This window comes from Bradyrhizobium glycinis, from assembly GCF_016031655.1.
Taxonomy (GTDB): domain Bacteria; phylum Pseudomonadota; class Alphaproteobacteria; order Rhizobiales; family Xanthobacteraceae; genus Bradyrhizobium; species Bradyrhizobium glycinis.
The window spans coordinates 1-21,363 of sequence record NZ_JACCHQ010000044.1 but is presented as its reverse complement, the minus strand read 5'-3'; the positions used below and the strand labels follow the sequence as shown (position 1 = coordinate 21,363).

At 65.2% G+C, this 21,363-nt stretch carries 19 protein-coding genes, 1 tRNA gene and 1 pseudogene; 13 read left to right on the top strand and 8 right to left on the bottom strand.

Annotated elements, in window-relative coordinates:
- Window positions 1–12: 12 nt before the first annotated feature.
- Window positions 13–924 (bottom strand): LysR family transcriptional regulator, encoded by a 912-nt coding sequence (locus HZZ16_RS35360; protein ID WP_197955266.1) that lies wholly within the window; start codon window positions 922–924, stop codon window positions 13–15.
- A 124-nt stretch (window positions 925–1,048) separates the two neighbouring features.
- Between HZZ16_RS35360 and HZZ16_RS35355 the strand changes: the two genes are divergently transcribed.
- Complete coding sequence (locus tag HZZ16_RS35355) at window positions 1,049–2,689, top strand: FAD-dependent oxidoreductase (protein ID WP_197955264.1); 1,641 nt, start codon at window positions 1,049–1,051, stop codon at window positions 2,687–2,689.
- 106 nt (window positions 2,690–2,795) lie between these two features.
- Window positions 2,796–3,776, top strand: a complete 981-nt coding sequence (locus HZZ16_RS35350) for a Bug family tripartite tricarboxylate transporter substrate binding protein (RefSeq protein WP_197955260.1) — start codon at window positions 2,796–2,798, stop codon at window positions 3,774–3,776.
- A 1-nt stretch (window position 3,777) separates the two neighbouring features.
- On the opposite strand, the gene HZZ16_RS35345 is transcribed toward HZZ16_RS35350, so the two are convergent.
- Window positions 3,778–4,680 carry a LysR family transcriptional regulator gene (locus HZZ16_RS35345; protein WP_197955256.1) on the bottom strand — a complete coding sequence of 301 codons (903 nt, stop codon included), beginning with the start codon at window positions 4,678–4,680 and terminating at the stop codon, window positions 3,778–3,780.
- A gap of 92 nt (window positions 4,681–4,772) precedes the next feature.
- Here HZZ16_RS35345 and HZZ16_RS35340 point away from each other — a divergent pair, with 92 nt between their 5' ends.
- From HZZ16_RS35340 to HZZ16_RS35305, 8 genes are all read left to right on the top strand, one after another.
- Entirely contained in the window at window positions 4,773–5,834 is a 1,062-nt protein-coding gene (locus HZZ16_RS35340) for an aldo/keto reductase (protein ID WP_197955252.1), read from the top strand.
- A 91-nt stretch (window positions 5,835–5,925) separates the two neighbouring features.
- A complete protein-coding gene (locus tag HZZ16_RS35335) occupies window positions 5,926–6,441 on the top strand; it encodes a nuclear transport factor 2 family protein (protein ID WP_197955249.1) in 516 nt (171 codons plus the stop codon).
- 345 nt (window positions 6,442–6,786) lie between these two features.
- Complete coding sequence (locus tag HZZ16_RS35330) at window positions 6,787–8,058, top strand: DUF2157 domain-containing protein (protein ID WP_197955246.1); 1,272 nt, start codon at window positions 6,787–6,789, stop codon at window positions 8,056–8,058.
- Window positions 8,055–8,669 carry a GDYXXLXY domain-containing protein gene (locus HZZ16_RS35325; protein ID WP_197955244.1) on the top strand — a complete coding sequence of 205 codons (615 nt, stop codon included), beginning with the start codon at window positions 8,055–8,057 and terminating at the stop codon, window positions 8,667–8,669. Before HZZ16_RS35330 ends, HZZ16_RS35325 begins: the two co-directional genes overlap by 4 nt.
- Window positions 8,670–8,761: 92 nt before the next feature.
- Window positions 8,762–8,847: transfer RNA gene (locus HZZ16_RS35320), tRNA-OTHER, on the top strand.
- A gap of 150 nt (window positions 8,848–8,997) precedes the next feature.
- Window positions 8,998–10,404, top strand: coding sequence for an SNIPE associated domain-containing protein (locus tag HZZ16_RS35315; protein WP_197955240.1), 1,407 nt, complete (start codon window positions 8,998–9,000; stop codon window positions 10,402–10,404).
- Between the two features lie 144 nt (window positions 10,405–10,548).
- Complete coding sequence (locus HZZ16_RS35310) at window positions 10,549–11,688, top strand: FAD-dependent oxidoreductase (protein WP_197955238.1); 1,140 nt, start codon at window positions 10,549–10,551, stop codon at window positions 11,686–11,688.
- Between the two features lie 432 nt (window positions 11,689–12,120).
- Window positions 12,121–12,981 (top strand): DMT family transporter, encoded by an 861-nt coding sequence (locus tag HZZ16_RS35305; RefSeq protein WP_197955234.1) that lies wholly within the window; start codon window positions 12,121–12,123, stop codon window positions 12,979–12,981.
- A 9-nt stretch (window positions 12,982–12,990) separates the two neighbouring features.
- Here the strand turns inward: HZZ16_RS35305 and HZZ16_RS35300 are convergent, their stop codons facing one another.
- The gene (locus tag HZZ16_RS35300; protein ID WP_197955233.1) at window positions 12,991–14,205 is read right to left on the bottom strand and encodes an EAL domain-containing response regulator; all 1,215 of its coding nucleotides are present in this window, start codon (window positions 14,203–14,205) and stop codon (window positions 12,991–12,993) included.
- 601 nt (window positions 14,206–14,806) lie between these two features.
- Window positions 14,807–15,970, bottom strand: coding sequence for a hypothetical protein (locus HZZ16_RS35295; protein WP_197955232.1), 1,164 nt, complete (start codon window positions 15,968–15,970; stop codon window positions 14,807–14,809).
- 335 nt (window positions 15,971–16,305) lie between these two features.
- Between HZZ16_RS35295 and HZZ16_RS35290 the strand changes: the two genes are divergently transcribed.
- Window positions 16,306–16,923, top strand: coding sequence for a helix-turn-helix domain-containing protein (locus tag HZZ16_RS35290; protein ID WP_197955231.1), 618 nt, complete (start codon window positions 16,306–16,308; stop codon window positions 16,921–16,923).
- A gap of 63 nt (window positions 16,924–16,986) precedes the next feature.
- Here HZZ16_RS35290 and HZZ16_RS35285 read toward each other — a convergent pair whose 3' ends face one another.
- From HZZ16_RS35285 to HZZ16_RS35270, 4 genes are all read right to left on the bottom strand, one after another.
- Window positions 16,987–17,235 (bottom strand): hypothetical protein, encoded by a 249-nt coding sequence (locus tag HZZ16_RS35285; RefSeq protein WP_197955230.1) that lies wholly within the window; start codon window positions 17,233–17,235, stop codon window positions 16,987–16,989.
- Window positions 17,236–17,386: 151 nt separating this feature from the next.
- Window positions 17,387–17,761 (bottom strand): Hpt domain-containing protein, encoded by a 375-nt coding sequence (locus HZZ16_RS35280; protein WP_197955229.1) that lies wholly within the window; start codon window positions 17,759–17,761, stop codon window positions 17,387–17,389.
- A 155-nt stretch (window positions 17,762–17,916) separates the two neighbouring features.
- Window positions 17,917–18,624 (bottom strand): Crp/Fnr family transcriptional regulator, encoded by a 708-nt coding sequence (locus HZZ16_RS35275; RefSeq protein ID WP_197955228.1) that lies wholly within the window; start codon window positions 18,622–18,624, stop codon window positions 17,917–17,919.
- Window positions 18,625–18,802: 178 nt separating this feature from the next.
- Window positions 18,803–19,300, bottom strand: coding sequence for a Crp/Fnr family transcriptional regulator (locus HZZ16_RS35270; RefSeq protein WP_311974456.1), 498 nt, complete (start codon window positions 19,298–19,300; stop codon window positions 18,803–18,805).
- Window positions 19,301–19,600: 300 nt separating this feature from the next.
- On the opposite strand from HZZ16_RS35270, the pseudogene HZZ16_RS35265 reads away from it, so the two are divergent.
- Together HZZ16_RS35265 and HZZ16_RS35260 are read left to right on the top strand one after the other, a co-directional pair.
- Window positions 19,601–19,964 (top strand): annotated as a pseudogene (locus HZZ16_RS35265) (response regulator).
- A 415-nt stretch (window positions 19,965–20,379) separates the two neighbouring features.
- Window positions 20,380–21,363 (top strand): Hpt domain-containing protein (locus tag HZZ16_RS35260; protein ID WP_197955224.1); only part of this gene is annotated, 984 nt, incomplete at its 3' end.

Below are 21,363 nucleotides of genomic sequence, written 5' to 3'. Positions count from 1 at the left end.
AGCTCCGCAAAATCAGCCTGATGGCGGTGTCGTTCGCCCCGCCAGCACGGTCCGCGCCGTCGCCACGAAGGCCTGTGCCGCCGGCGATAGCGTCCGGCCCTGGCGCTGCAGCAGCGACACGGGTCGGGTGAGGGCGGGGCGCACGAGCGGTCTTGCGATCAGTGTCGGGAACTGGTCGGCCGGCAGCATCGTCGCGGGCAGGATCGCAAGACCGAGGCCCTGCGCTGTCATGGCGAGAGCCGTGTTGATCAGGGTCACTTCATAAGTCGGATCGAGGCGCTTGCCCTGGGCGCTCAGGGCCTGGTCGATCTGCATGCGGATGCGTGTCTCGCTGCGCATCGCAATCGTCGGCCATTGCGCCAGCTCGTCCCAGGTCAGGGAACGCCGCGCGGCGAAGTCCGCGGTGCGCCGGCCAATCGCGCTCAGGCGGCCGCTCGTCAGCGTCTCGACCGTGATGTCCGCGAATTCGCCCTCTACGCTGCCGATTGCGAACTCGGCATCGGTCGCGCTGAGCCGTGGCACGAGATCGTCGGCGGCGACATCGCGCATGTCGATCTCGATGTCGGGATGGCTGGCGCGGAATTTCGCCAGCACCATGGGCAGCAGCGCCGATGCGGTGCCGGCCGAGGCGAGAAACGCGACCCGGCCGGCGCGGGCCTGCGCGAGATCACGCATGCGGCGCGACAGGCCTTGCGCATCGCTCAGCATACGTTCGGCGGCGGCGAACGCCTCGTCGGCGGCCAGCGTCGGCTGTACCGAGCGCGTCGAGCGGTCGAACAGCTTGACGCCGAGCTGGGCCTCGAGCTGCTGGATCAAAAGGCTCGCCGCCGATTGCGTGATGCCGAGCTCGCCGGCGGCCCGCGTGATGCTGCGCGTCCGATACACGGCGGTGAAGACCCGCAACTGCCGCAAGGTGACATTCATAGGGAAAGCTCATGAATTGAGGAGTTCTTTCCGACTTATCGCATAACCGAACCTGCAATAAAATGCATGATGCGCGGACGGACAGAATCCGCGGCAAGGATCTGAGCCAACGATTGGAGCGAGCATGAGAGCGCAAGTGCTGGTGGTGGGGGCGGGGCCCGTCGGATTGACCGCGGCGATGGATCTCGCTTCGCGCGGGGTAGACGTCGTCGTCGCGGAAATCCGCCACGCCGGCGATCCGCCCAGCGTCAAGTGCAATCACGTCTCGGCGCGCTCGATGGAGATTTTTCGGCGGCTCGGCGTCGCGGCCAAACTGCGCGATGCGGGGCTGCCTGCGGACTTTCCCAACGATTGCTCCTATCGGACCACGGCGACGGGAATCGAGCTCTGCCGCATCGACATTCCCTCCCGCGCGCGCCGCTATAGCGCGACGGGCGGCCCCGACACCTGGTGGCCGACGCCCGAGCCGCCGCACCGGATCAACCAGGTCTGTCTCGAGCCGATCCTGTTCAGCCATGCCGCGGCGCAATCACGCATCAAGATCCTGGCGCGCACGGAAATCACGGACATCGCGCAGCACGACGACCATGTCGTCGCGCTGGCGCGCGATCTCGACAGCGGCAATTCGTTTCCTATCGAAGCCAGTTTCGTGATCGGCTGCGACGGCAGCCGATCCCTGGTCAGAAAAGCGATCGGTGCCAGCCTGTCCGGCACCCCGGTGATCCAGCGCGTGCAGTCGACCTTCATCGAAGCGCCGCAGCTGAAGGAGCTGATGGGCGCGCACAAGCCGGCCTGGATGGTGCTCTCGCTCAATCCGCGCCGCTCCGGCACTGTGGTCGCGATCGACGGCCACGACCGCTGGCTGATCCACAATCACCTGAAGCTAGATGAGCCCGAGTTCGATTCGGTCGACCGCGACTGGGCCATCCGCGCCATTCTCGGCGTCGACGAGCGCTTCGAGTACCGGGTGCTCAGCAAGGAGGATTGGGTCGGACGCCGCCTCGTGGCCGACCGCTTCCGCAACCGCAGGGTCTTCATCTGCGGCGACGCCGCGCATCTGTGGATGCCCTATGCCGGCTACGGCATGAACGCCGGCATTGCGGATGCCGTCGATCTCTGCTGGCAACTGGCGGCGCATCTGAACGGCTGGGCGCCGCTCGCGATCCTCGATGCCTATGAGGCCGAGCGCCAGCCCATCACCGAGCAGGTGTCGCGCTTTGCCATGGACCACGCCATGAAGATGATGGCGCAGCGCGGCGGCGTACCTGCGGAGATCGAGGACGACACGCCGCGTGGCCAGGCGGCGCGCGCGGCGCTGGCGAGAGCGGCCTACGATCTGAACGTGCAGCAATATTGCTGCGCCGGCCTCAACTTCGGCTATTACTACGATGCCTCGCCGATCATCGCCTATGACGGCGAGACGCCGCCGCCCTACACGATGGGCGGCTTCACGCCCTCCACCGTGCCGGGCGCCCGCGCGCCGCATTTGTTCCTGCGCGACGGACGCTCGCTCTACGACGCCTTCGGCCCCGGCTACACATTGCTGCGGTTCGACCCGGCAATCGATGTGACGCACCTGCAAGACGCTGCAAAGGAGCGCGGCGTGCCGCTCGCGCTGGTCGACATTGCTCCGGAGGAGGCGAACGGCGCCTATGCCGAGAAGCTCGTGCTGGCGCGGCCCGACCAGCACATCGCCTGGCGCGGGCAGTCCGCGCCGGAGAACCCGATAGCCCTGCTGGCGCGTATCACCGGCGCTGCGGCGTAGGACGACAACGAGCGGACGGCTTGGCACCGCAGCTCGCCAAGTCAACTTCAAGACGTCGATTTCAAGAAGTCGGTTTCAAGAACAGGAACGCACGGAGGAGGAGAACGTGTTTCACGCTGCAAGGCGCCGCATCCTGGCCGCGCTCACGGTCGCGGCTTTCGCATTGTTGCCGCCGGCGGCCGTCCGAGCCGCCTATCCCGAGCAATTGATCAAGATCATCGTCACCTTCCCGCCCGGCGGCAGCGCCGACACGGTCATCCGCGCGCTCGAGCCGCTGGTCAGCGCCGAGCTCAAGCAGGGCCTCGTGATCGAGAACCGCGCCGGCGCCGGCGGCAACATCGGCATGGCCGCGGTCGCGCAGGCGAGGCCCGACGGCTATACGCTCGGCGTCGCGCCGGCCGGCGCGCTCACGGTCAATCCGCACCTCAATGCCGCGATGCCGTTTGCGCTGAAGGATCTCGCGCCCATCACCCTGCTCGCGGAAATCCCCTTCGTGCTGGTCGCATCCGCCAATGTCCCGGCGCGCACCCTCGCGGAGACCATCGCGCTCGCCAAGGCGAGGCCGGGTGCGCTGTCGATCGGGCATGGCGGCAATTCGACGGCGATGCATTTGACCGCCGCGCTGTTCACGCAGAGAAGCGGGATCGCGATGGAGCTGGTGCCGTATCGCGGCACGGCGCCGGCGGCGGTCGATGTTCTCGCGGGCCATGTCCCCTTCGCGGTGCTGGATATTCCGGCATCGCGACAATTGATCCTCGAAGGCAAGCTCAACGCGATCGGCGTGTCCTCCGCGCGCCGCCTTGCATCCCTGCCCGATGTGCCGACGCTGGCCGAAAGCGGCATTGCCGGTTTCGAATCCGTCGGCTGGTTCGGGCTCGTCGCGCCCGCCGGCACGTCTGCGGAAATCATCGCCCGGCTGAACGAGGCCTTCACCAAAGCGCTGAAGGATCCTGCCGTGGCCGAGAAGATCCGCACCCTCGGCGCGGAGCCTGCGCCGACCTCGCCCGAGGAGTTCGGCCGGTTCATTGAGAGCGAGAGTGCGAAATGGGGCAAGCTGATCAGCGAAGCTGGGATCAAGGCGAACTAGTTCAGCGCTTTCCGCTTCCCCGATAGCGCACGTGATCGACCAGCGCGCGCAGCTTCGGCGGAAGATTCCGCCGATCCGGAAAGTAGAGGAAGAAGCCGGGGAAGAACGGGCAGAACTCCTCCAGCAGGGGCACCAATTCTCCGCGTTCGATATACGGCTTGAACGTCTCCTCCATGCCGAACGTTAGGCCGCCTCCCGCGCAGGCGGTCCGCACCATGACCCACATGTCGTTGGTCGTGATCCTCGGCTCCACCGCGACGTCGAACTCGCGCCCCCCTTCCGCAAATTCCCAGCGGTAGGGCGCGACGTGCGGCGCCGGCCGCCACCCGATGCAGCAATGCTGCGACAGCTCGCGCGGGTGCGAGGGCGCGCCGAACCGCTCCAGATAGGCTGGAGCCGCCACGACCAGCTGGCGCTGGTCGCCCGAAACAGGCACGGCGATCATGTCCTGCTCGATCACTTCGCCAAGCCGGACGCCGGCATCAAAGCCCTCGGCCACGATGTCGAATTCCTCATCGGTCACGGTGACGTCGACCTGCACGCCGGGATGAGCCTGCGTGAATTCGGCCAGCAATGGACCGCGAATGAAACGCTCGGCGATGGATGAGACGGCGAGACGCAGCTGCCCCGTCGGCTGCGCGTCACGGTCGCGGGCGCCGTTGATCGCCTGTTCGACTTCGGCGAGCGCTGGTGCCACGCGCTCGTGCAAGCGTATGCCGGCTTCGGTGAGGCTGACGCTGCGCGTCGTTCGCTGGACGAGAGCCACGCCCAACTTGTCTTCCATGCGTCGGACAGCCTGGCTCACGGCGGATCGTGTCACCCCCAACCGTTCGGCGGCACCACGGAAGCTCTTCGCTTCCGCGACCGCGATGAAGACGGCGACAAGGTTCAGGTCGGTGGTCATTGGTTAGCTGAGCTTACCACCCCGGTCATCATTGGCCAACTTCTCCTATCCCTCACCGGGGGCTATCTCGGAGCCATACGATGGAGGCTCCGATGACGTCACTCGATCAATACCGCCTGCTTGGCCGTTCCGGCCTGCGCGTCTCTCCCCTTGCCCTGGGCACGATGACCTTCGGGACCGAGTGGGGGTGGGGCGCCGATGCCGGTGAGGCACGGCGGATCTTCGATCTGTATGTCGACCGCGGCGGCAATTTCATCGACACCGCGGTGAATTACACCAACGGCGCGTCCGAGCGCCTGGTCGGCCAGTTCGCCCGCGACAAGCGCGATCGCCTCGTGCTCGCGACCAAATTCACCATGGCGCGCGATCCCGGCAATCCCAATTCCGGCGGCAACCACCGGCTCAACATGGTTCGTTCCGTGGAGCAGAGCCTGCGGCAGCTCGACACCGACCGCATCGACCTGCTTTACCTGCACGGCTGGGATGCGACGACACAGCCGGATGAGGTGATGCGCGGCCTGGACGATCTCGTGCGCACCGGGAAGGTCCAGTATGTCGGCATTTGCAACACGCCGGCCTGGCGCATTTCACAGCTGCAGACGATCGCAGACCTGCGCGGCTGGTCGCCCTTCGTTGCCCTGCAGATCGAATATAATCTGGTCGAGCGAACGGTCGAGCATGAACTCATTCCGCTCGCGGCGGCTCTCGGCCTGGGCGTGCTGCCCTGGTCGCCTCTCGGCGGCGGCGTGCTCACCGGCAAGTACAGCCGGGCCGATCTCAGGGATTCCCAGGAACGCGCCGTCGGAACGACACGCGCCTCGATCATCGCCTCGTCCGGCCTTCTCAACGAGCGATCGCTGGACGCAGCCGATGTGGTGCGATCCGTCGCCTGGGAGCTCGCCGCGACGTCTTCGCAGGTGGCCATCGCCTGGACGCTGGCCAATCCCGCGGTCACCGCGCCGGTGATCGGGGCCCGCACGCTGGCGCAGGCGGAAGACAATTTTGGCGCGGTCGGGATATCGCTGTCTCCCGAGCAGATGGCGCGCCTCGACCAGGCCACCGCGCCCGATCCCATTTTTCCAGGCCGCTTCCTGCGTCGTCCGATGGTCGAGCAGCTCATCTTCGGCGGCGCCACCGTCGCGCGCCGCGGGTAGATCGGGCAACAACGTGTCCGCGATGTTCGAGGCGGCCGCGCGTGCATCACTTCGGGGCAAAACAATATGTTGCACCAGGAAGGGAGAGACAATGGCAGCCATGGTCAATCGCGCACTCGCGTGGTGCGTCTATGCGGTCATTTTCACCGCGTCGAGCCTGACAACGGCCGCGCCTTGCGGCCAGGCCAGTTCGGTGCAGGACGACAACAAGCGGATCGTCACCGATGCCTTCGATCGCTGGGCGGCGGGAGGGACCACCTTCTTCAATGATCTGCTGCATGACAACGTGGTGTGGCGCATCAAGGGCTCCGGTCCAAGCGCCGGCGAGTTCCGAGGGCGCGATGTGTTCCTTGACCGCGCGGTCCGCCCGTTCGCCAGCCGGTTGTCGACCCCGGTCCGCCCGACTGCCGTGAGGATCTTCGCTGATGGCGACCACGTCATCGCGTATTGGGAAGGCAGCGGCGTGGCGCGTGACGGCAAGCCCTACGCGAACTCTTATGCGTGGATCCTGCTCATGCAGGATGGCAAGGCGGCGGAGGTCACGGCCTATCTCGACCTCGCCCCCTATGACGACGTCCTGCGGCGCATTCCTTTGCCAGCTCAATAGGTCGGCTGCGAGGAGGAGGGTCATCGCACGTGATGTGCGAAATGCAGCGGCATCGGCAGTGGGCTCCCTCCCCCGCTTGCGGGGGAGGGGTGGGGAGAGGGTGTCTCCGCGTTGGGATTATCGAGATCAACTGAGGACGTCCCTGTGCGGCGAGAGCCCTCACCCGCCGCGCTCTGCGAGCGCGTCGGCCTCTCCCGCAAGCGGGAGAGGCGGAGCAAGCCTGCAGACGGTGCCCGTGCAATTCATATGCGATACCCTGCCGTGAGGAGGCGCTTGAACCCGCCGCCCGCACGATCCGACCAAGCAAGGTCCCGCCGGCCGACTGGCGGCAGGTGATTCAGGACGATGTTCGACAAATCCTACCGGCAGCGCCTCGAAGCCGATCTTGCGCGATGGGAGGCCGAAGGCGTGATTGCGCCGGCGGCGGCGGCCAGCATCCGCAGCGCGCTGCCGCCGCTTCCGGCCGGCATCAACATCGCCGTGGTCGTCGCCATCGTCGGCGGCCTCCTGATCGCGGCCGCGTTCCTCGCCTTCGTGGCGGCGCACTGGACCGAGATCGCGCGCCTGATGCGGTTCGCGATCCTGATCGCCGGCATGGCCGCCGCTGGCGGTCTCGGCGCCTTTTTCGCGGCGAGGGGGCGCACCGTTCTCGCCGATCTCTGTGCCGGTGTCGGTGCGATCATCTTCGGCGCCGGCATCGCGCTGGTCGGACAGATGTACCATCTCGGCGAGGACTTTGCCGGCGGCATGCTGCTGTGGTCGGTCGGCGCGTTTGCCGCGGCCCTGCTGACCGCCTCGCGCGGCGCGCTCGCCGTCGCTCTCGTCGCCGCCTCGATCTGGACCTGCATGCGGACCTATGATGCGCCCGAAATCCTGCATCTTCCCTTTGTAGCGGTCTGGCTCGTCGCCGCTGCGACGGCCTTCGCCTGGCATTCCCGCATCGCGGCCCACCTCGTCGCGCTGGCGCTGCTGCCGTGGTGGATCGCGACCTCGCTCCGCTTCGAGCTTGACGGCACCCAGCCGTCATTCGTGCTCGCGAACGGTGCGGCCCTGCTGTTCGGCGCCGGACTCGCGATCGCCGCCGCGCCGTCGCCGCGAGCGCTCCGGCTCGGCAGCGTCCTGTCGATTTACGGCGCGTTCTCGCTGGCCATCGCCGCGTTCCTGGAGGTGACGACGGTCGACGATCTCGTCCGCTTTCGCGAAGGGTCCGTTGCGGGCCAGCCGCTTTGGGCGATCGCGTGCGGAATTGCCGGCGTGATCCTCGCGCTGGCCTCGGCTGCGATCACGAGGCGTGCGGGAGAATTCCTTGCAGCAGCTGCGATCGCCCTGGTCCTGCTCGCGGCGCCGGTCTGGCCGGCATCCATGGCCGGCGAATCCTGGCTCGCCTATGCCGCGCTGCTTGCGGCCATGCTGTGCCTCGTCGTCTCCGGGATGCTCGATGACGTGCGTCCGCGCATCGTCGCGGGCTGGCTCGGCATCGCCGGCGTGGTCGCCGGCATCACCTGGGCCGTGAAGGGCTCGCTGCTGCGCCGCTCGGTCTTCTTGGCAGTGGCGGGCGTCGCCGCCGTCGCCTTCGCCACCGCGCTGGGCCGCATGCTGCCGAGGACCGCGCGATGAGCGGGCTGATCGCATGGCTAGCCGCGTTCTGGCGGCGCATCCCGAAAGCCGTGCTGTTCGGCATCGCCGTCCTGCTGCAATGTGCATTGCTGGTCCTGATGGTGGCCGACCGCATGCAGATCCTGCGCGAAGGCGTCGAGGTGACCTTGCAGACCCAGCCGGTCGATCCCCGCGATCTCCTGCGCGGCGACTATGTCGTGCTCCGCTACAACATCTCGCAAGTGCCGGCCGGCGCGCTCAAAGGCAAGCCGGCCGACGCGCGCCATCCTGATGTCTTCGTCAAGCTCGCGCCCAAGGCCGACGGCGTCTATCAGGCGGTCTCGGTGCATGCCGAGCCCGTCCCGGTCACGGCCCCCGAAGTGCTGATCCGCGGCCGCGTCGGCAATCACGGTGGGGCCTGCGGCGCGGACCGGCGCAGCTTCTGCGACAACCTGCCGATCAAATACGGCCTGGAAAGCTACTTCGTCCCCCAAGGCGAAGGCCTCAAGCTCGAGCAGGCCCGCAACCAGCAGAAGCTCCGCATCGTCGCCGCCGTGCTGCCCTCGGGCCGCGCCGCCATCAAGCGCCTGCTGCTCGACGGCGAGAAGGTGTACGAGGAGCCGCTGTATTAGGACGGGATGGGGCTAGGATAAATCGATGGCCGCGGCGCCCGTTCACCTCTCCGGATGCGTGGAGAGGCCGCAGCCTATCATTGGCGCCTTCAGGAGAGGTGGCAGAGGCATTGAATGCACCGCGAAACGCGGCATACGTGCAAGCCTATCCGAGGTTCGAACTCCTCCCTCTCCGCCACAAGGTCACGGACCATACTGTCGGTTCGCATCCTTGTCGCTCCGCCCATCACGCCGCGGTTTACTTGGAGCGCGGTTTGACGAATTGCGCGAAGCTGCAACCACTAGTAGTCTGGGGAGCCAACGGCTTCCCGACAAAGAAATATGATCTATGTCTACAACCAGCAAACCCTCCATCCCATTTTTTGGGGCGCGAAAACTTGCCCGACGGCTATTGGCGGAGGTGGCTGAGCTGCAAGCGCGATTGAGCGCTGAGGAAGCAAAGACGCAAAAGCTCGCCGAAATTGCACGCAACTTGGTTGCGGACGCAAAGGCAATCCAGGCCGAACGTGATCAAGCGCTGGCGCAACTTAATACATTAGGCGGGCTGCCAATCCTGGAGCTAGAACAGCGAAAGCAAGAGGCGCAAACTGAAGTCGCGAGGTTAGATGCGCTGATCACGTCATCCAAAGAGCAAATTGAAGCAGCCAGCCGCTTGGTCGACGCCAAGCACCAAGAGGCCCGTCAGATCGTAGTAGAGACGCGAGAGGCAGTCATACTGCAGGAAGTGGGAATCTATGACTACCGGCATCCTCTGTCTGACGCGGTCGCATATCAGCAGGCGCTCGACCGATTGCAGGCATCGATCAAGTCCGCAACGAAGCGTGATGGCGGTGCCATTCTAGCTACGACTGACTGGACGGTTAACGGCTCAGTTCAGGAGGGTCGGAAGATGGTGGAAGATTTCTCCAAATTGATGCTGCGGGCATTCAACGCCGAGGCAGATACTTTGGTGCGGGGTCTCAAGCCTTACAAGCTGGACAGCGCCCTGGAGCGACTCCGTAAGGTCGAGGACATCATCAAGCGTCTTGGCGCAACAATGCAAATTCGCATATCACCCGCATACTATCAGCTTCGCGTTGACGAGCTGACCTTGACCGCGGATTTTCTGCAGAAGCAAGCTGAGGAAAAGGAAGCAGAGCGTCAAGAGCGAGAACGCCTACGAGAGGAACGCAAAGCGCAGCAGGAAATGGAGCGTGAGCGAGCCAAATTGGAAAAGGAAAAGCAACACTACTCAAACGCTCTTGCAACTTTGGAGGCGAACGGCGACTTGGAGGGAGCACAAAGGCTGCGCGAACAGCTTGCAGACGTTGACCAGGCGATTGAGAGTGTAGATGCGCGCGCCGCCAATATTCGAGCCGGATATGTTTATGTCATTTCCAACATAGGATCTTTTGGTGAGAATATGGTGAAGGTTGGAATGACCCGGCGACTTGATCCGATGGACCGGATTAAGGAGCTTAGTGACGCCTCTGTGCCCTTTAATTTTGATGTTCACGCACTCTTCTTCTCGAATGACGCCGTAGGGATCGAATCCGCGATGCACGAACGGCTAGCGGCGCTACGCGTCAATACCGTCAATAAAAGGCGCGAATTCTTCAGAGCGACGCCGCTGCAGGTGAAAACTCACCTCAATGATCTGACGGGTGAATTGCTTGAGTTCACGGAGATTGCGGAGGCCCTCGAATATCGCCAAACATTGCATGGCGCACATTCGATGAAGCCCGTAGCGGCCTGAAGCGCGTCCTGATAGCGCTGACGAGGCCCCATTGATCTGATATGGCGTTGTCGATGCCGGCCGTAATCGCCCCTCCGTCAACCTTGCAAACCCGCGAAATCATCAGGATGATCGGCGCGTCGTAGCATCGCTCGCGAGGCCTTCATGCGAAAATGCGAAGTCGCCGTGCTGGGTCTGGGGCTCATGGGCGGAGCAGCGCTGGGCGCATTGCTGGATGCCGGCGTCGATGCGCTCGGCTTCGACCCTGTCGCAGCAGGTTCGGATCGAGGCTCGTCACATGGTTCATGTCGAATTTTCCGTCGCTTCAATTTCGAAAACCCCAACTACACCAGCGTGAGCGACGAGGCTCATGCCGGCTGGACCCGGCTGCAGACCGAAAGCGGTCAAACGGTTCTGACGGAAACCCCTGTTCTGGAGGCCGGCCGGCCCGGCTCCGCCATGGTGGCGTCCTCGCGCGCGGCCGCGATCGCGAAAGGGCGCCCGGATCCGATGTTGACCGCGGCTCAAGCGAACAAGGAATTTCCGGCTTTCAGCCTGCCCGGCGACTGGGACGTCGTCGTACAGGACGGTGGCGCGATCTTGCGCACCGAGGTCGTCATGAAACTGATGCGCGAACGCGCCGGGAACCGCGTGATTCCGGAACGCGCGAGCTTCACGCCGCGCCCGGACGGCGTGTCGATCCGCACTGATACCGAAGAGTTCTTCGCCGAGCGCGCGATTCTGGCGCTGGGCCCATGGCTCGGTCGCGCACTCCCGCGACTAGGCGCGCTGCTCAACGTGACCCGACAGGCGGTCGGCTGGTTCGCGCCTGCTAGCCCCGACAGCGTGGCGCTCGGTCGTTTTCCGATCTTCATTCTGGACCGAGGTCCGAACGACATCGTCTACGGCTTTCCGGATTTCGAACAGCGCGGCGTCAAAGCTGCGCCTCACAACCACGGGCCCGTGGTCGGCCCCGACGACTGGGGCCCGCAGGCCAGCGATGCCGAACTCCGCCCGGTCGGCGAAGCGTTGGCCGCCCTCGTTCCGGGCGCGGCCGGGCCCATCATCGATCGCGACGTTTGCCTCTACACCAACACCGCGCCCGCCGACCGCCGGCCCGATGCGGGCGAGGAATTCATCATCGATCGCTGGCCGGAGTCCCGCCTGATCGTCTGCTCCGCGTGTTCAGGCCATGGTGCGAAATTCGCGCCGGCCATCGGGCAAAGGCTTGCCCGCCTCGCCACCGATCCGTCCTACGACGCAGAGCCCTTCTTTCAGCTTTCGCGTTATTCTCAATTCTCCTGAGCGGATGCTGGATCTTGCGGTGGCAGTGCACAAAAACACGCACCGTCCGGCGGCAGACGCCTTCACGAGACCCGGGCCAAAGCCCTGCCTGTCCGACCTCTTGCGACGATGCCACTATGCTCCTGTTTTGCCCGACGAAGCAAATCACGGGAGACGTCATTCGGAATGGGCGGCAACGCTCGCCGCCAATCCTCGTCGGCTCGCATGGATGCGCCGGACAGTCGAGTCAAACCACGATCCGTTGGCCTTTCGGCTCCTGAACTGCCGCCCGCCGCGTCCCCCGTCTCCACCCCCCACCTAACCCATTGATCTTGCAACCCCCGTCTACTGTGCATGGGGTTGTTTTCGCACTTTTGTTGGTCCATGGCAGAACGCGAGGCGTTCAACCCTCACGGGCACCCGATCCGCCGCCTCCTACCAAGCGAGACCAACATGCACTCTTCCGCCAGCGGCTGGGGCAACGGGCTTCTCGGCGTCATCATCTTCAGCGGCTCGCTGCCGGCGACGCGGGTGGCGGTCGGCGGCTTCTCGGCGCTGTTCCTGACCTCGGCGCGCGCGGTCATCGCGGCGCTGATCGGGGCGGCGGTACTCGGCCTGCTCCGGCAGGCGCGGCCGCAGCGGGGTGATCTCGCCTCGCTCACCATCGTCGCCATCGGCGTCGTGGTCGGCTTTCCCCTGCTGACGGCGCTCGCGCTGCAGCACATCACCTCCGCGCGCTCCATCGTCTTCATCGGCCTGTTGCCGCTGTCGACCGCGATCTTCGGCGTGCTGCGCGGCGGCGAGCGGCCGCGGCCGCTGTTCTGGCTGTTCGCCTGTCTCGGCAGCGCCACGGTGGCCGGCTTTGCGCTTTCCGGCGACGACGCGGCCTCGCTTCAAGGCGATCTCCTGATGGTGGCCGCGATCGTGCTGTGCGGGCTTGGCTATGCCGAGGGCGCCGCGCTGTCGCGCCGCCTCGGCGGCTGGCAGGTGATCTCCTGGGCGCTGCTGCTCGCGCTGCCCTTGATGCTGGCGCTCGCGGTGCTGACGTGGCCGCCGGTCTGGAGCGGCATCGGCGTGCCCGCCTGGATCGGGCTCGCCTACGTCTCCGTCTTCAGCATGTTCGTCGGCTTCATCTTCTGGTACCGCGGGCTCGCGCTCGGCGGCATTGCCCGAATCGGCCAGCTGCAGCAGTTGCAGCCGTTCTTCGGTTTGGCGCTCGCCGGCCTCTTGCTGCACGAGCCGGTCGCAGCAAGCATGATCGTCGCGACGGGAATCGTGGTCGCCTGCGTCTTCTTCGCGCGGCGGTTTGCCTGACGCTTCGTCTCACGCCTGCCCCATCACCGTCCGCGTCAGCGCGCTCCGTGCGAATTTCTTCAGCGGCATCGCCTTGCCGAACAGAAAGCCCTGCACGAAGTCGAAGCCGAGCTCGTTCGCCGCGACGAGGTCGGCGCGGCTTTCGACTCCCTGGGCCTCGGCGCGCGCGCCAAGGCCTTGCGCCAGCTCCACGATGTGACGGCACACCGTGCGCTTCAGCCGGTCACCGCCACTGCCGGTGACGAACTGCCGGTCGGCCTTCAGCTTGACGAAGGGGATCTTCTCCAGGTCCATCAGCGAGGGCCAGTTGGCGCCGAGATTGTCGATCGACAGGCCGATATTGTGTAGGCCGACCTCGCGCGCGACCTCGGCCAGGAGATCGAGCTCGCGGATCGCCTCCTCGCTGTCGATCTCGACCGTCAGTCCTCCGAAGGCCGGGTGCGTCGGCACGCGGCGGCAGAGATCGCGCACCGCCTGCGGTTCCCTCAGATAGGAGGCGGGAAGATTGATCGACAGATCGACCGGACTTTGTTGCTCGAGAAGATAGTGCCAGTCCTGGATGGCGCGATCGATCACGAACTCCGACAGCTCGCGAAAATGCGGATCGTGTGGGTCCGGGATGAAATAGGCCGGCGGCACCACGCCCCAGGTCGGATGCCGCATCCGCACCAAGGCCTCGGCGCCGCTGCGCACCAGCGTGCGCGCGTCGATCTTGGGCTGGTACCAGAGCTCGAGCCAGCCGGCATGCAAGGCCTCGCCGACATGCACGGCCGGGCTCGGCGCCGGCTCCTCCGGCAGCAGCATCGCAACGCGCTCGCGCAGCGTCTCCGCGGCAAACGGCGTGGTCAGCGGCGGCAGCATCGCAAGGCCATATTCCTCACCGACCTGCCGCACGGCTTTGACGATGATCGAATCGCGGGCGCCGACGGCGAGAACCCGGCCGGCGAATGCCTCGCGCACCAGGATTTCGAGGAACCGCCCCGGCTCGATACCGTCGGCGGCGACGCCGAGCAGGATGAGGTCCGGCAATTCGCTCGCGAGCACCGTCTTCAGCTCGTCGGCGCTGGCACATTCGCAGGTGACGAAGCCGAGATCCTCGAGGATCTCGCTGAGGAACGCGCGCAAGTGACGTTTGCTGTCGGCCACGCAGGCGCGCGGCGTCACCTTCCGCCGTCCGAAGGTCACAGGCCTTCGTCCGACGAGTTCAATCATCCCATCGTTCATCTACACCACTCCCGTTCCGTGACGGTTTCATAAACGCGGAGCGTGGGTTCAAATAAGGAGACCTTCACATCGTTCTTGAATTATCTGAGTAACGTTAAGCCCTGCAATTCGAGCTAATTTGTCGACAGAATCTTCGAAAAGAATTCGCATACCCGAGCACCACATGCGCAGCGCCGGTTGTTGCAGGTGAAATGCCTCCGCGCGTACTTGGCGCGCGACTTGCCGCTCGACGGCGTCGAAGGATGCACGCGCGCGGTTGCTCCGAGGCGGCGATGAAGCCGGCGCAGCGTTAATCGGCGGCGGCTTTCATCTCGCGCCTTCCCGCGATGCGCGCATCGCGGCCTTTCGCGCGTGACGGTTCTGCGACAACGGGTCCGGGTTAGCGGCCACAAATGTGAAGCACATCACACGCGCGTTGCCGCACTCGCGCTAAACGTCCCCCCGAGCCGGTGGAGGGCTGTCGAGGGCTACAGCTATGTCGATGCGGCGAATGATCTATTGGTGGTTCAGGTTGGTGCTGTCAGGGCGATTCATGGATCGCTTCCTGTGTCTGCCGCGTTAGCCGCGCGGCGCATCGGGGCTTTTCGCGGCCGAACCGGATCTAGGTTTGCCCGATCAATTTGCGGAACGCCGCTGCACCGTCCTGCATCGCGTCGCGTCCCTTCCAGGCCAGATAGGTCAGCTTGCCGCCGAGCGTATCGTGGCTGCGCAGCCGCCGCGAGCCGAGAATGTGGCCGACATTGGCAGGGAAGCGGCTCACCTCGGCGGAGACAAGCGCCGCGATCGCGTCCATCAATTGCTGGAGGCGAGCGCCCCATTCGCATTGCTCGATGCCGTCGATGCGGACCTTGAGCGCATATTCGGTGTCATAGATTTCGGCGAGCAGGTCGCGGGCGATCAGGACCCGGTTGTGCCGGAGTGCGACACGAAGCGCGAGGCGCTTGTCGTCGAGCCGGTCGAGGACCATGGGAACGACCAAGGCATAGGGGGTGGCGGCGACGTCTGCGGCGGCCTTGCTCTCAGCGACCCTGGTGGCAAGCCGCACCAATTGCCAGGGCGTCTTCAGGCGTCGCGCCACCAGCGTCAGCGCGAAGGGCAGCGCCTGGGGATGGGCCTTCTTGAAGGCGTCGAGCTGCACGGTGATCTGGGCGACCTGGCCGTCGTCGAACTTCGCGATCTTCTCGGGCAGCTTCTCGCTGAACTTCGGTAGCGCATCGCCGGCGCGCAACACGTGCAGCATCTTCACGACGTCATCGAAGGCAGTGCGCGAGGCCGTATATTGCCCGAGCTTGGCGCGTGCGGATTCGGCGCTCTCGGGCGAGGCGAGGGTGCTCTCGAGGACCTTGACGACCTTGATCTGGAAGGTCGAGGCGATCTTCTGGACTTCCCTCGGGTTGTTGGCCGCGACCTGGTCGCTGATTGCCTTGATGTAGTCGCGCGCCATCGTCGGCAGCAGGTCGCGGCAGATCCATTCCCAGATGGGCGTGAGAGTATTGCGCGAGATCCGCCCCATATTGGCATGCTCGGGCGCGCCATCGATCAGCAGCAGCTCGAGCGGCGCGAAGAAATAGCGCGACGGGCTGGTGGCGCGCGCCTGGGTCGATCCGTCCTTGCGGAATTCGGCGCGCAAGCGGGCCTGGATGTCGGCCGAACCCGGCATGTCGATGCCGCACAGCTCGAGCCGTTCGAGCTCGCTGAGCAGACAGCTGCGCGACAGCGGCGTCAGCCTCTGCAGAAATTCCGACAGCCGGTCGATCTCGTCCATGGCACGCAATCTTTCGCAGCGTGTCCCGCGGGCTTGCGGGCCCAATGCGTGGAGGCATTTGCGCGCTCTCAACCTCCCTAGAGAAGCAAGTCGCCGTTAATTAATCCGTAAAATCCGGGGGGCGGATGTCGGAGCAAGGCGCTCGCCGAGGAGCTTTTCCCGTTCCCAGCCAGGATTTCGGCAAAAAACTCAACCGTTGCATGGTCGCGTGCGGTACCCCGCAAGCACAAATTGTGCCGAAGTCATCATTTTAGCGTAAAAGGGCCTAAATCACCGTAGTCTTACGGAGCAAAAAGTTAACCACAGACCCGCCCCGGTTCCGCTAAACGAGTGACATGGGGTCACAGAATGATACGGCCACCGACTCGCGGCCGTCGGCATGGCACGAAAGCAGCGCTGCTTTAGCCGAAGAGCCCGATTTCGCCCGCCTGAGCGCCTTGCGTGCCAAGGCGGCCGACGAAATGGCGGCTGCCATTGCCCGCGAGCTCAACGGTCCCCTGACTGCGCTGTTGCTCTACATGGGCGAGATCAAGCATCACAGCGATCAGCTCGTCCCCGCGACCGGCGATCGCGCCTATTTGCAGCGGGTGGTGGAGAACGCGCTGGCCCAGACCGAGCGCGTTTGCGGCCTGGTCAAGCAGCTCGCCGGCCCGCCCAAGGGCGGCTTGCCGAGCCCGTCCGAAGAGGCAGAATCGAAGGCCGCCCGCGTGCTGCAGCCGCCGCGGCCGCCGAGCGCCGCTCTGCTCGGCCCATCGGGCCAGAAGCGGCTGACCAAGCGCGAGCGCGAGGTGCTGAGGCTGATCAGCGAAGGCTACTCGAACAAGCAGGGTGCGCTTCGCATGCAAATCAGTCCGCGCACCTTCGAGAGCCATCGCGCCGAGGCGATGCGCAAGCTCGGTGCGCGCAACACCGCGGACCTCGTCCGTGCGGCGCTGCTGCATTCGATCGACTGAGCCGGGGCGGTTGCCCGCCGTCGGGCGAGACGCCGATCCCGAAAATTTAGAAATCCGTGGCGCTCAGAAATAATCTTCGGCGAACGGACGTGCGCGCGAGACGGGACGCAGCGGCTTGATCTCTTCCTTCGGCGCGCTCGGAATGATCGTGATGGTCCAGCGGGGAGGCATGCTCGATTCCTGCTCCAGCACCGAGCGCACGAAACCGGTCACGGTGGACTCGCCGGCCTTCACCGTGGCCATCCGGCCGTTGAACTGTGCGATCCGGAAGCGACGAACCTCCTTCTGGTCTGCGGTCTCGTAGGTGAACATGGAAAACCCTCCTGGTTTTCCGGGACTATCGCCAGCTATGATTAGCCATCTGTGAAAATCGCAAACCGTAGAAGTACGGCGGGAATGCACGCGCGGGTAGTTCGGAGCGTTTTCACGCGAAGTCGCGCGACGAGGGCGCGTCACCAGCGAGCTAGCCTTGCGGCTCCTGCGCGTGCGCGGCGGCGTAGGCCGCGTCCATCAGGTCCAGGAGCGCGCGGAATTCGGCCTCGCCGAGGTTCTGCACGGTTTTCTCCAGCCGCAGGGCCAGCGCTGCGAGCCTGAGATAGCCGAACGTACCGGCCGCGCTCTTCAACGAATGGGCTTCGCGCGCGATCCTGGCGTGGTGCTGCGCAGGCGAGAGCGTGCGGAACGATTGCAGGCGCGCGCGGGTCTCGCTCCAGAACACGCCGCGCACTTCGCCGGCACCGTCCTCGCCGATCTCGGCCACCAGCGCTTCGTACGCGCGCGGCTCGCGCGCGGGTTCGGCATCGAGCGCCTCCGCGAGCGGGAGGTTGACGTCAAACATGGCCCTGCCTGCCTTGATCCGGTTCGTTGTCGCGCGGCACGTCGCGGCGCGAGGCATGTCGCGTGTCTACCTCCTTCGAATTTCAGTTCCGGTAGCAGGATGGCCGGTGTTTGCAGGCCGGCATTAGCCCGCGGTTTACCAAGCGACCGCGGCGTTCAGGGCGGGCCGAGCAGCCGGTCGTACTGGGCCTTCACGGCGGCGTAGCATTCGCACGCCGTCTGGCGCAGCCCGTCGAGGTTGGTGATCTGGATGTGTCCGCGGCTGTAGTGGATGAAATTGGCCTGCTGCAGGGAGTTGGCGACCAGCGATACGCTGTTGCGCCGGGCCCCGATCATCTGGGCCATGGTCTCCTGGGTCAGCAGCAGACGCGACTCGCCCGACAGGTCATGAGTGTGCAGCAGGCAGCGCGACAACCGCGCCTCCACCGGATGGGCGGCGTTGCAGCCCGCGGTCTGCTGCACCTGGGCGTAGACCGCCAGCCCGTGACGCGTGAGCTGCGTGCGCATGGCGCTGCTCTCGTCGGCGGCCATGCGCAGGCGGTCCAGATCCACTACGGAGGCGACGCCGGGAACCAGCACGATGGCGGTGTTCAACGCACGCGCATCGCCCATGATGGCAAGCGTTCCGAGCAGGCTGTCGCGGCCGATCATGGCGACTTGCACATGCTCGCCTTTGGCCAGTTCAACCACCAGCGAGATGACGCCGCGGTGAGGAAAATAGGCGCGCCTGAGCGTCTCGCCGGTCTCGACCAGCACCGCCCCGGGGGGCAGATCCATGGTTCGCAGGTGCGGGCGGATCAATTCAAAATCATCTGCCGACAATGCGGACAAGAAACCGTTGGACGGACGCGCATTGTTTTCCAAAGCTGCCTCCTCCGTACCCTTGCACCTGCGAATCGCAACGGCCGTATTCACGTCGTGCGCGGGTAAGTTCCATCATCTTCGCGACGGGATATGTTGGCAATTGAGACAAGTTGTCCGGCCCTGGCGATGCGTCGACGCTGCGTGCACGTCGGCATACAGGGATCGCATCGTGCTCCCGTCACGCCGCGGCTCCCATCAGGCGCAGGTGATGGGCCTTCACCGACGAATAGCAGCCGCAGGACGTCGCCAGCAGCGCCTTGGGATCGACGATCTCGATCTGGCCGCGGCTGTAGCGAATGATGCCGGCCCGCTGCAGCGCATGCGCGACCAGCGAGATTGCGTTGCGGCGGACGCCGATCATCTGCGCCAGCGCCTCCTGGGTCAGCGGCAGGATTTGTCCGTCGGACAGGTCGTTGGCGCGAAGCAGCCAGCGCGCGAGCCGCGCCTCGACCGGATGCAACGTATTGCAGAGCAGCGATTGCTGCACATGCGCGAGCATGACCTGCTCGTGGCGGACCATCAGCTTGCGAAAGCGTGCGCTTGCCGTCGCAACTGCGCGGAAAACCCCGATTTCGAGCGCGGAAGCCACGCCTGGGAACAGCACAACCGCGTCCATCGGCGAGATAACGTCGGCAAGGGCCGCACCGGCCCTCACGACGCTGTCGCGGCCCAGCATCGCAATTTCGATCGTCTGTCCTTCAAACAGGCTCACCCTGATCGAAACGGATCCACTATGCGGGAAGTAGACATGTCTCGGCGCAGTGCCGACCTCGCCCACGACAGATTTGCTGACCATTTCAACCGTCGCAAGGTGCGGGCTCAGCAGATTGAAATCCGCCGTATCAAGCAGTTGCAGCAGCTGGTTGGGCGGGTGGCCGCTCACGGTCATGCAGGTCAATCCGGCGGGTTCGATGGACGCTCGGCGCGGCAGCTTCGTTACTCATTTGCACGGCGCGAAAATACTAATCCGAAGGTTGTGGCGTCGTCTATATACTCGTTGGAGGGCAGGGTGACGATCGCCGAGGGCGGTGAAGCCGGACTGCGCGCGCTCGAGCACAAGCAATTCGATTTGATGATCGTCGACATCTTCATGCCGCACATGCGCGGGTTCGAATCGATCCGGATTTTCCACCAGCAGGCGCCAGTCATTCCGCTGATCGCGATGTCCGGCTATGCGTTCGCAGATCTCGCCCGATTTTCCTGCGGATGGCGCTCGAGCTCGGCGCCGCGCGCTGTCTCCGCAAGCCGTCACGCCGCACGCACTGCTCGCCGCCATCAACGATTGCCTGGCAGAGCATCGCCCCCGCTCCGACATTGCCACGGCCGTGCAGCTCGGTTAGCGCGGCACGAGCCGCTTCGGCCGCGGGGTAACGCTTCGTTTACCTCGAGCGTGGATCGCGGCACCGCGCGCGAACGCGCAACGAGAGCGCCGCCGGCTGCGGGCGGCTCGTCCCAACCGCCAGCCGGCCGGCTCTATCGGTCTTCGCGAGCAGGACTTTCTCACACGCCTCGTTGCGCCATTAGCGGCGCGTTTACCGCGCGGCTTGCTCCGTTGCGGCGCGGAGGCGGTTTTGCCGAAAAGCGGCGCAGCATGCAGCAGAACCGCAAACTTCTCTTCAATATCCGTAGTAGCACGGAGGATGAAATTAACGGGACTGTGAAAGGGGATATCTACAATCCAGGATAGGAGCGTCCGTCCCGTGCCAAGAGTGGTTCAGGCGTCGAGTTTAGGTCCAGGTCAGTAAGGCGTAGCTCATGGATGATCTGTTGCGGGAGTTTCTGACGGAGACCAGCGAGAGCCTGGACACCGTGAACAATCAGCTGGTGAAGTTCGAGCAGGAGCCGAACAACGCCAAGATCCTGGATAACATCTTCCGCCTGGTCCACACCATCAAGGGCACCTGCGGCTTCCTCGGCCTGCCGCGGCTGGAAGCGCTGGCGCATGCCGGCGAGACCCTGATGGGCAAGTTCCGCGACGGCATGCCGGTCACCGCCGAGGCGGTGACGGTGATCCTGTCCTCGATCGACCGCATCAAGGAGATTTTGGCTGGGCTGGAGGCAACTGAAGCCGAGCCGGAGGGGAACGACCGCGATCTCATCGACAAGCTGGAGGCGATGGTCGAGCAGGGCATGGCGGCGATGTCAGGCTCGGCGCAGCCGATGCCGGCCGCTGGTAGCTCAGTTCCCGTGACCGATGCGCCGCCGCTGGCACCGGAAGCCCCGGCCGCTGCGCCCGCCAAGGCGATGACCATGGGCACGCTGGTCGAGCAGACCCTGGAGCGCCCCTTGCGTCCAGGCGAGGTCTCGCTCGACGAGCTCGAGCGCGCCTTCCGCGAGACCGCGATCGAAGCCCCGGTGCCCGCGTCCGTTGCCAAGGCCGAGGTCAAGGCCGAGGTCAAGGCCGAGGTCAAGGCCGCGCCGGCGGCTGAAGCCCCCGTTGCCAAGGAAACTGCGAAGGAAACCGCAAAGCCCGCCAAGGAGAAGGCCGCGCCGAAGAAGTCGATGGCCGACGAGAGCGCGGGCGAGGGCGAGCGCATCGCCAACCAGTCGATCCGCGTCAACGTGGATACGCTGGAGCACCTGATGACCATGGTCTCCGAGCTGGTCCTGACCCGCAACCAGCTCTTGGAGATCTCCCGCCGCAACGAGGACACCGAGTTCAAGGTGCCGTTGCAGCGCCTCTCCAACGTCACCGCCGAGCTGCAGGAAGGCGTCATGAAGACGCGCATGCAGCCGATC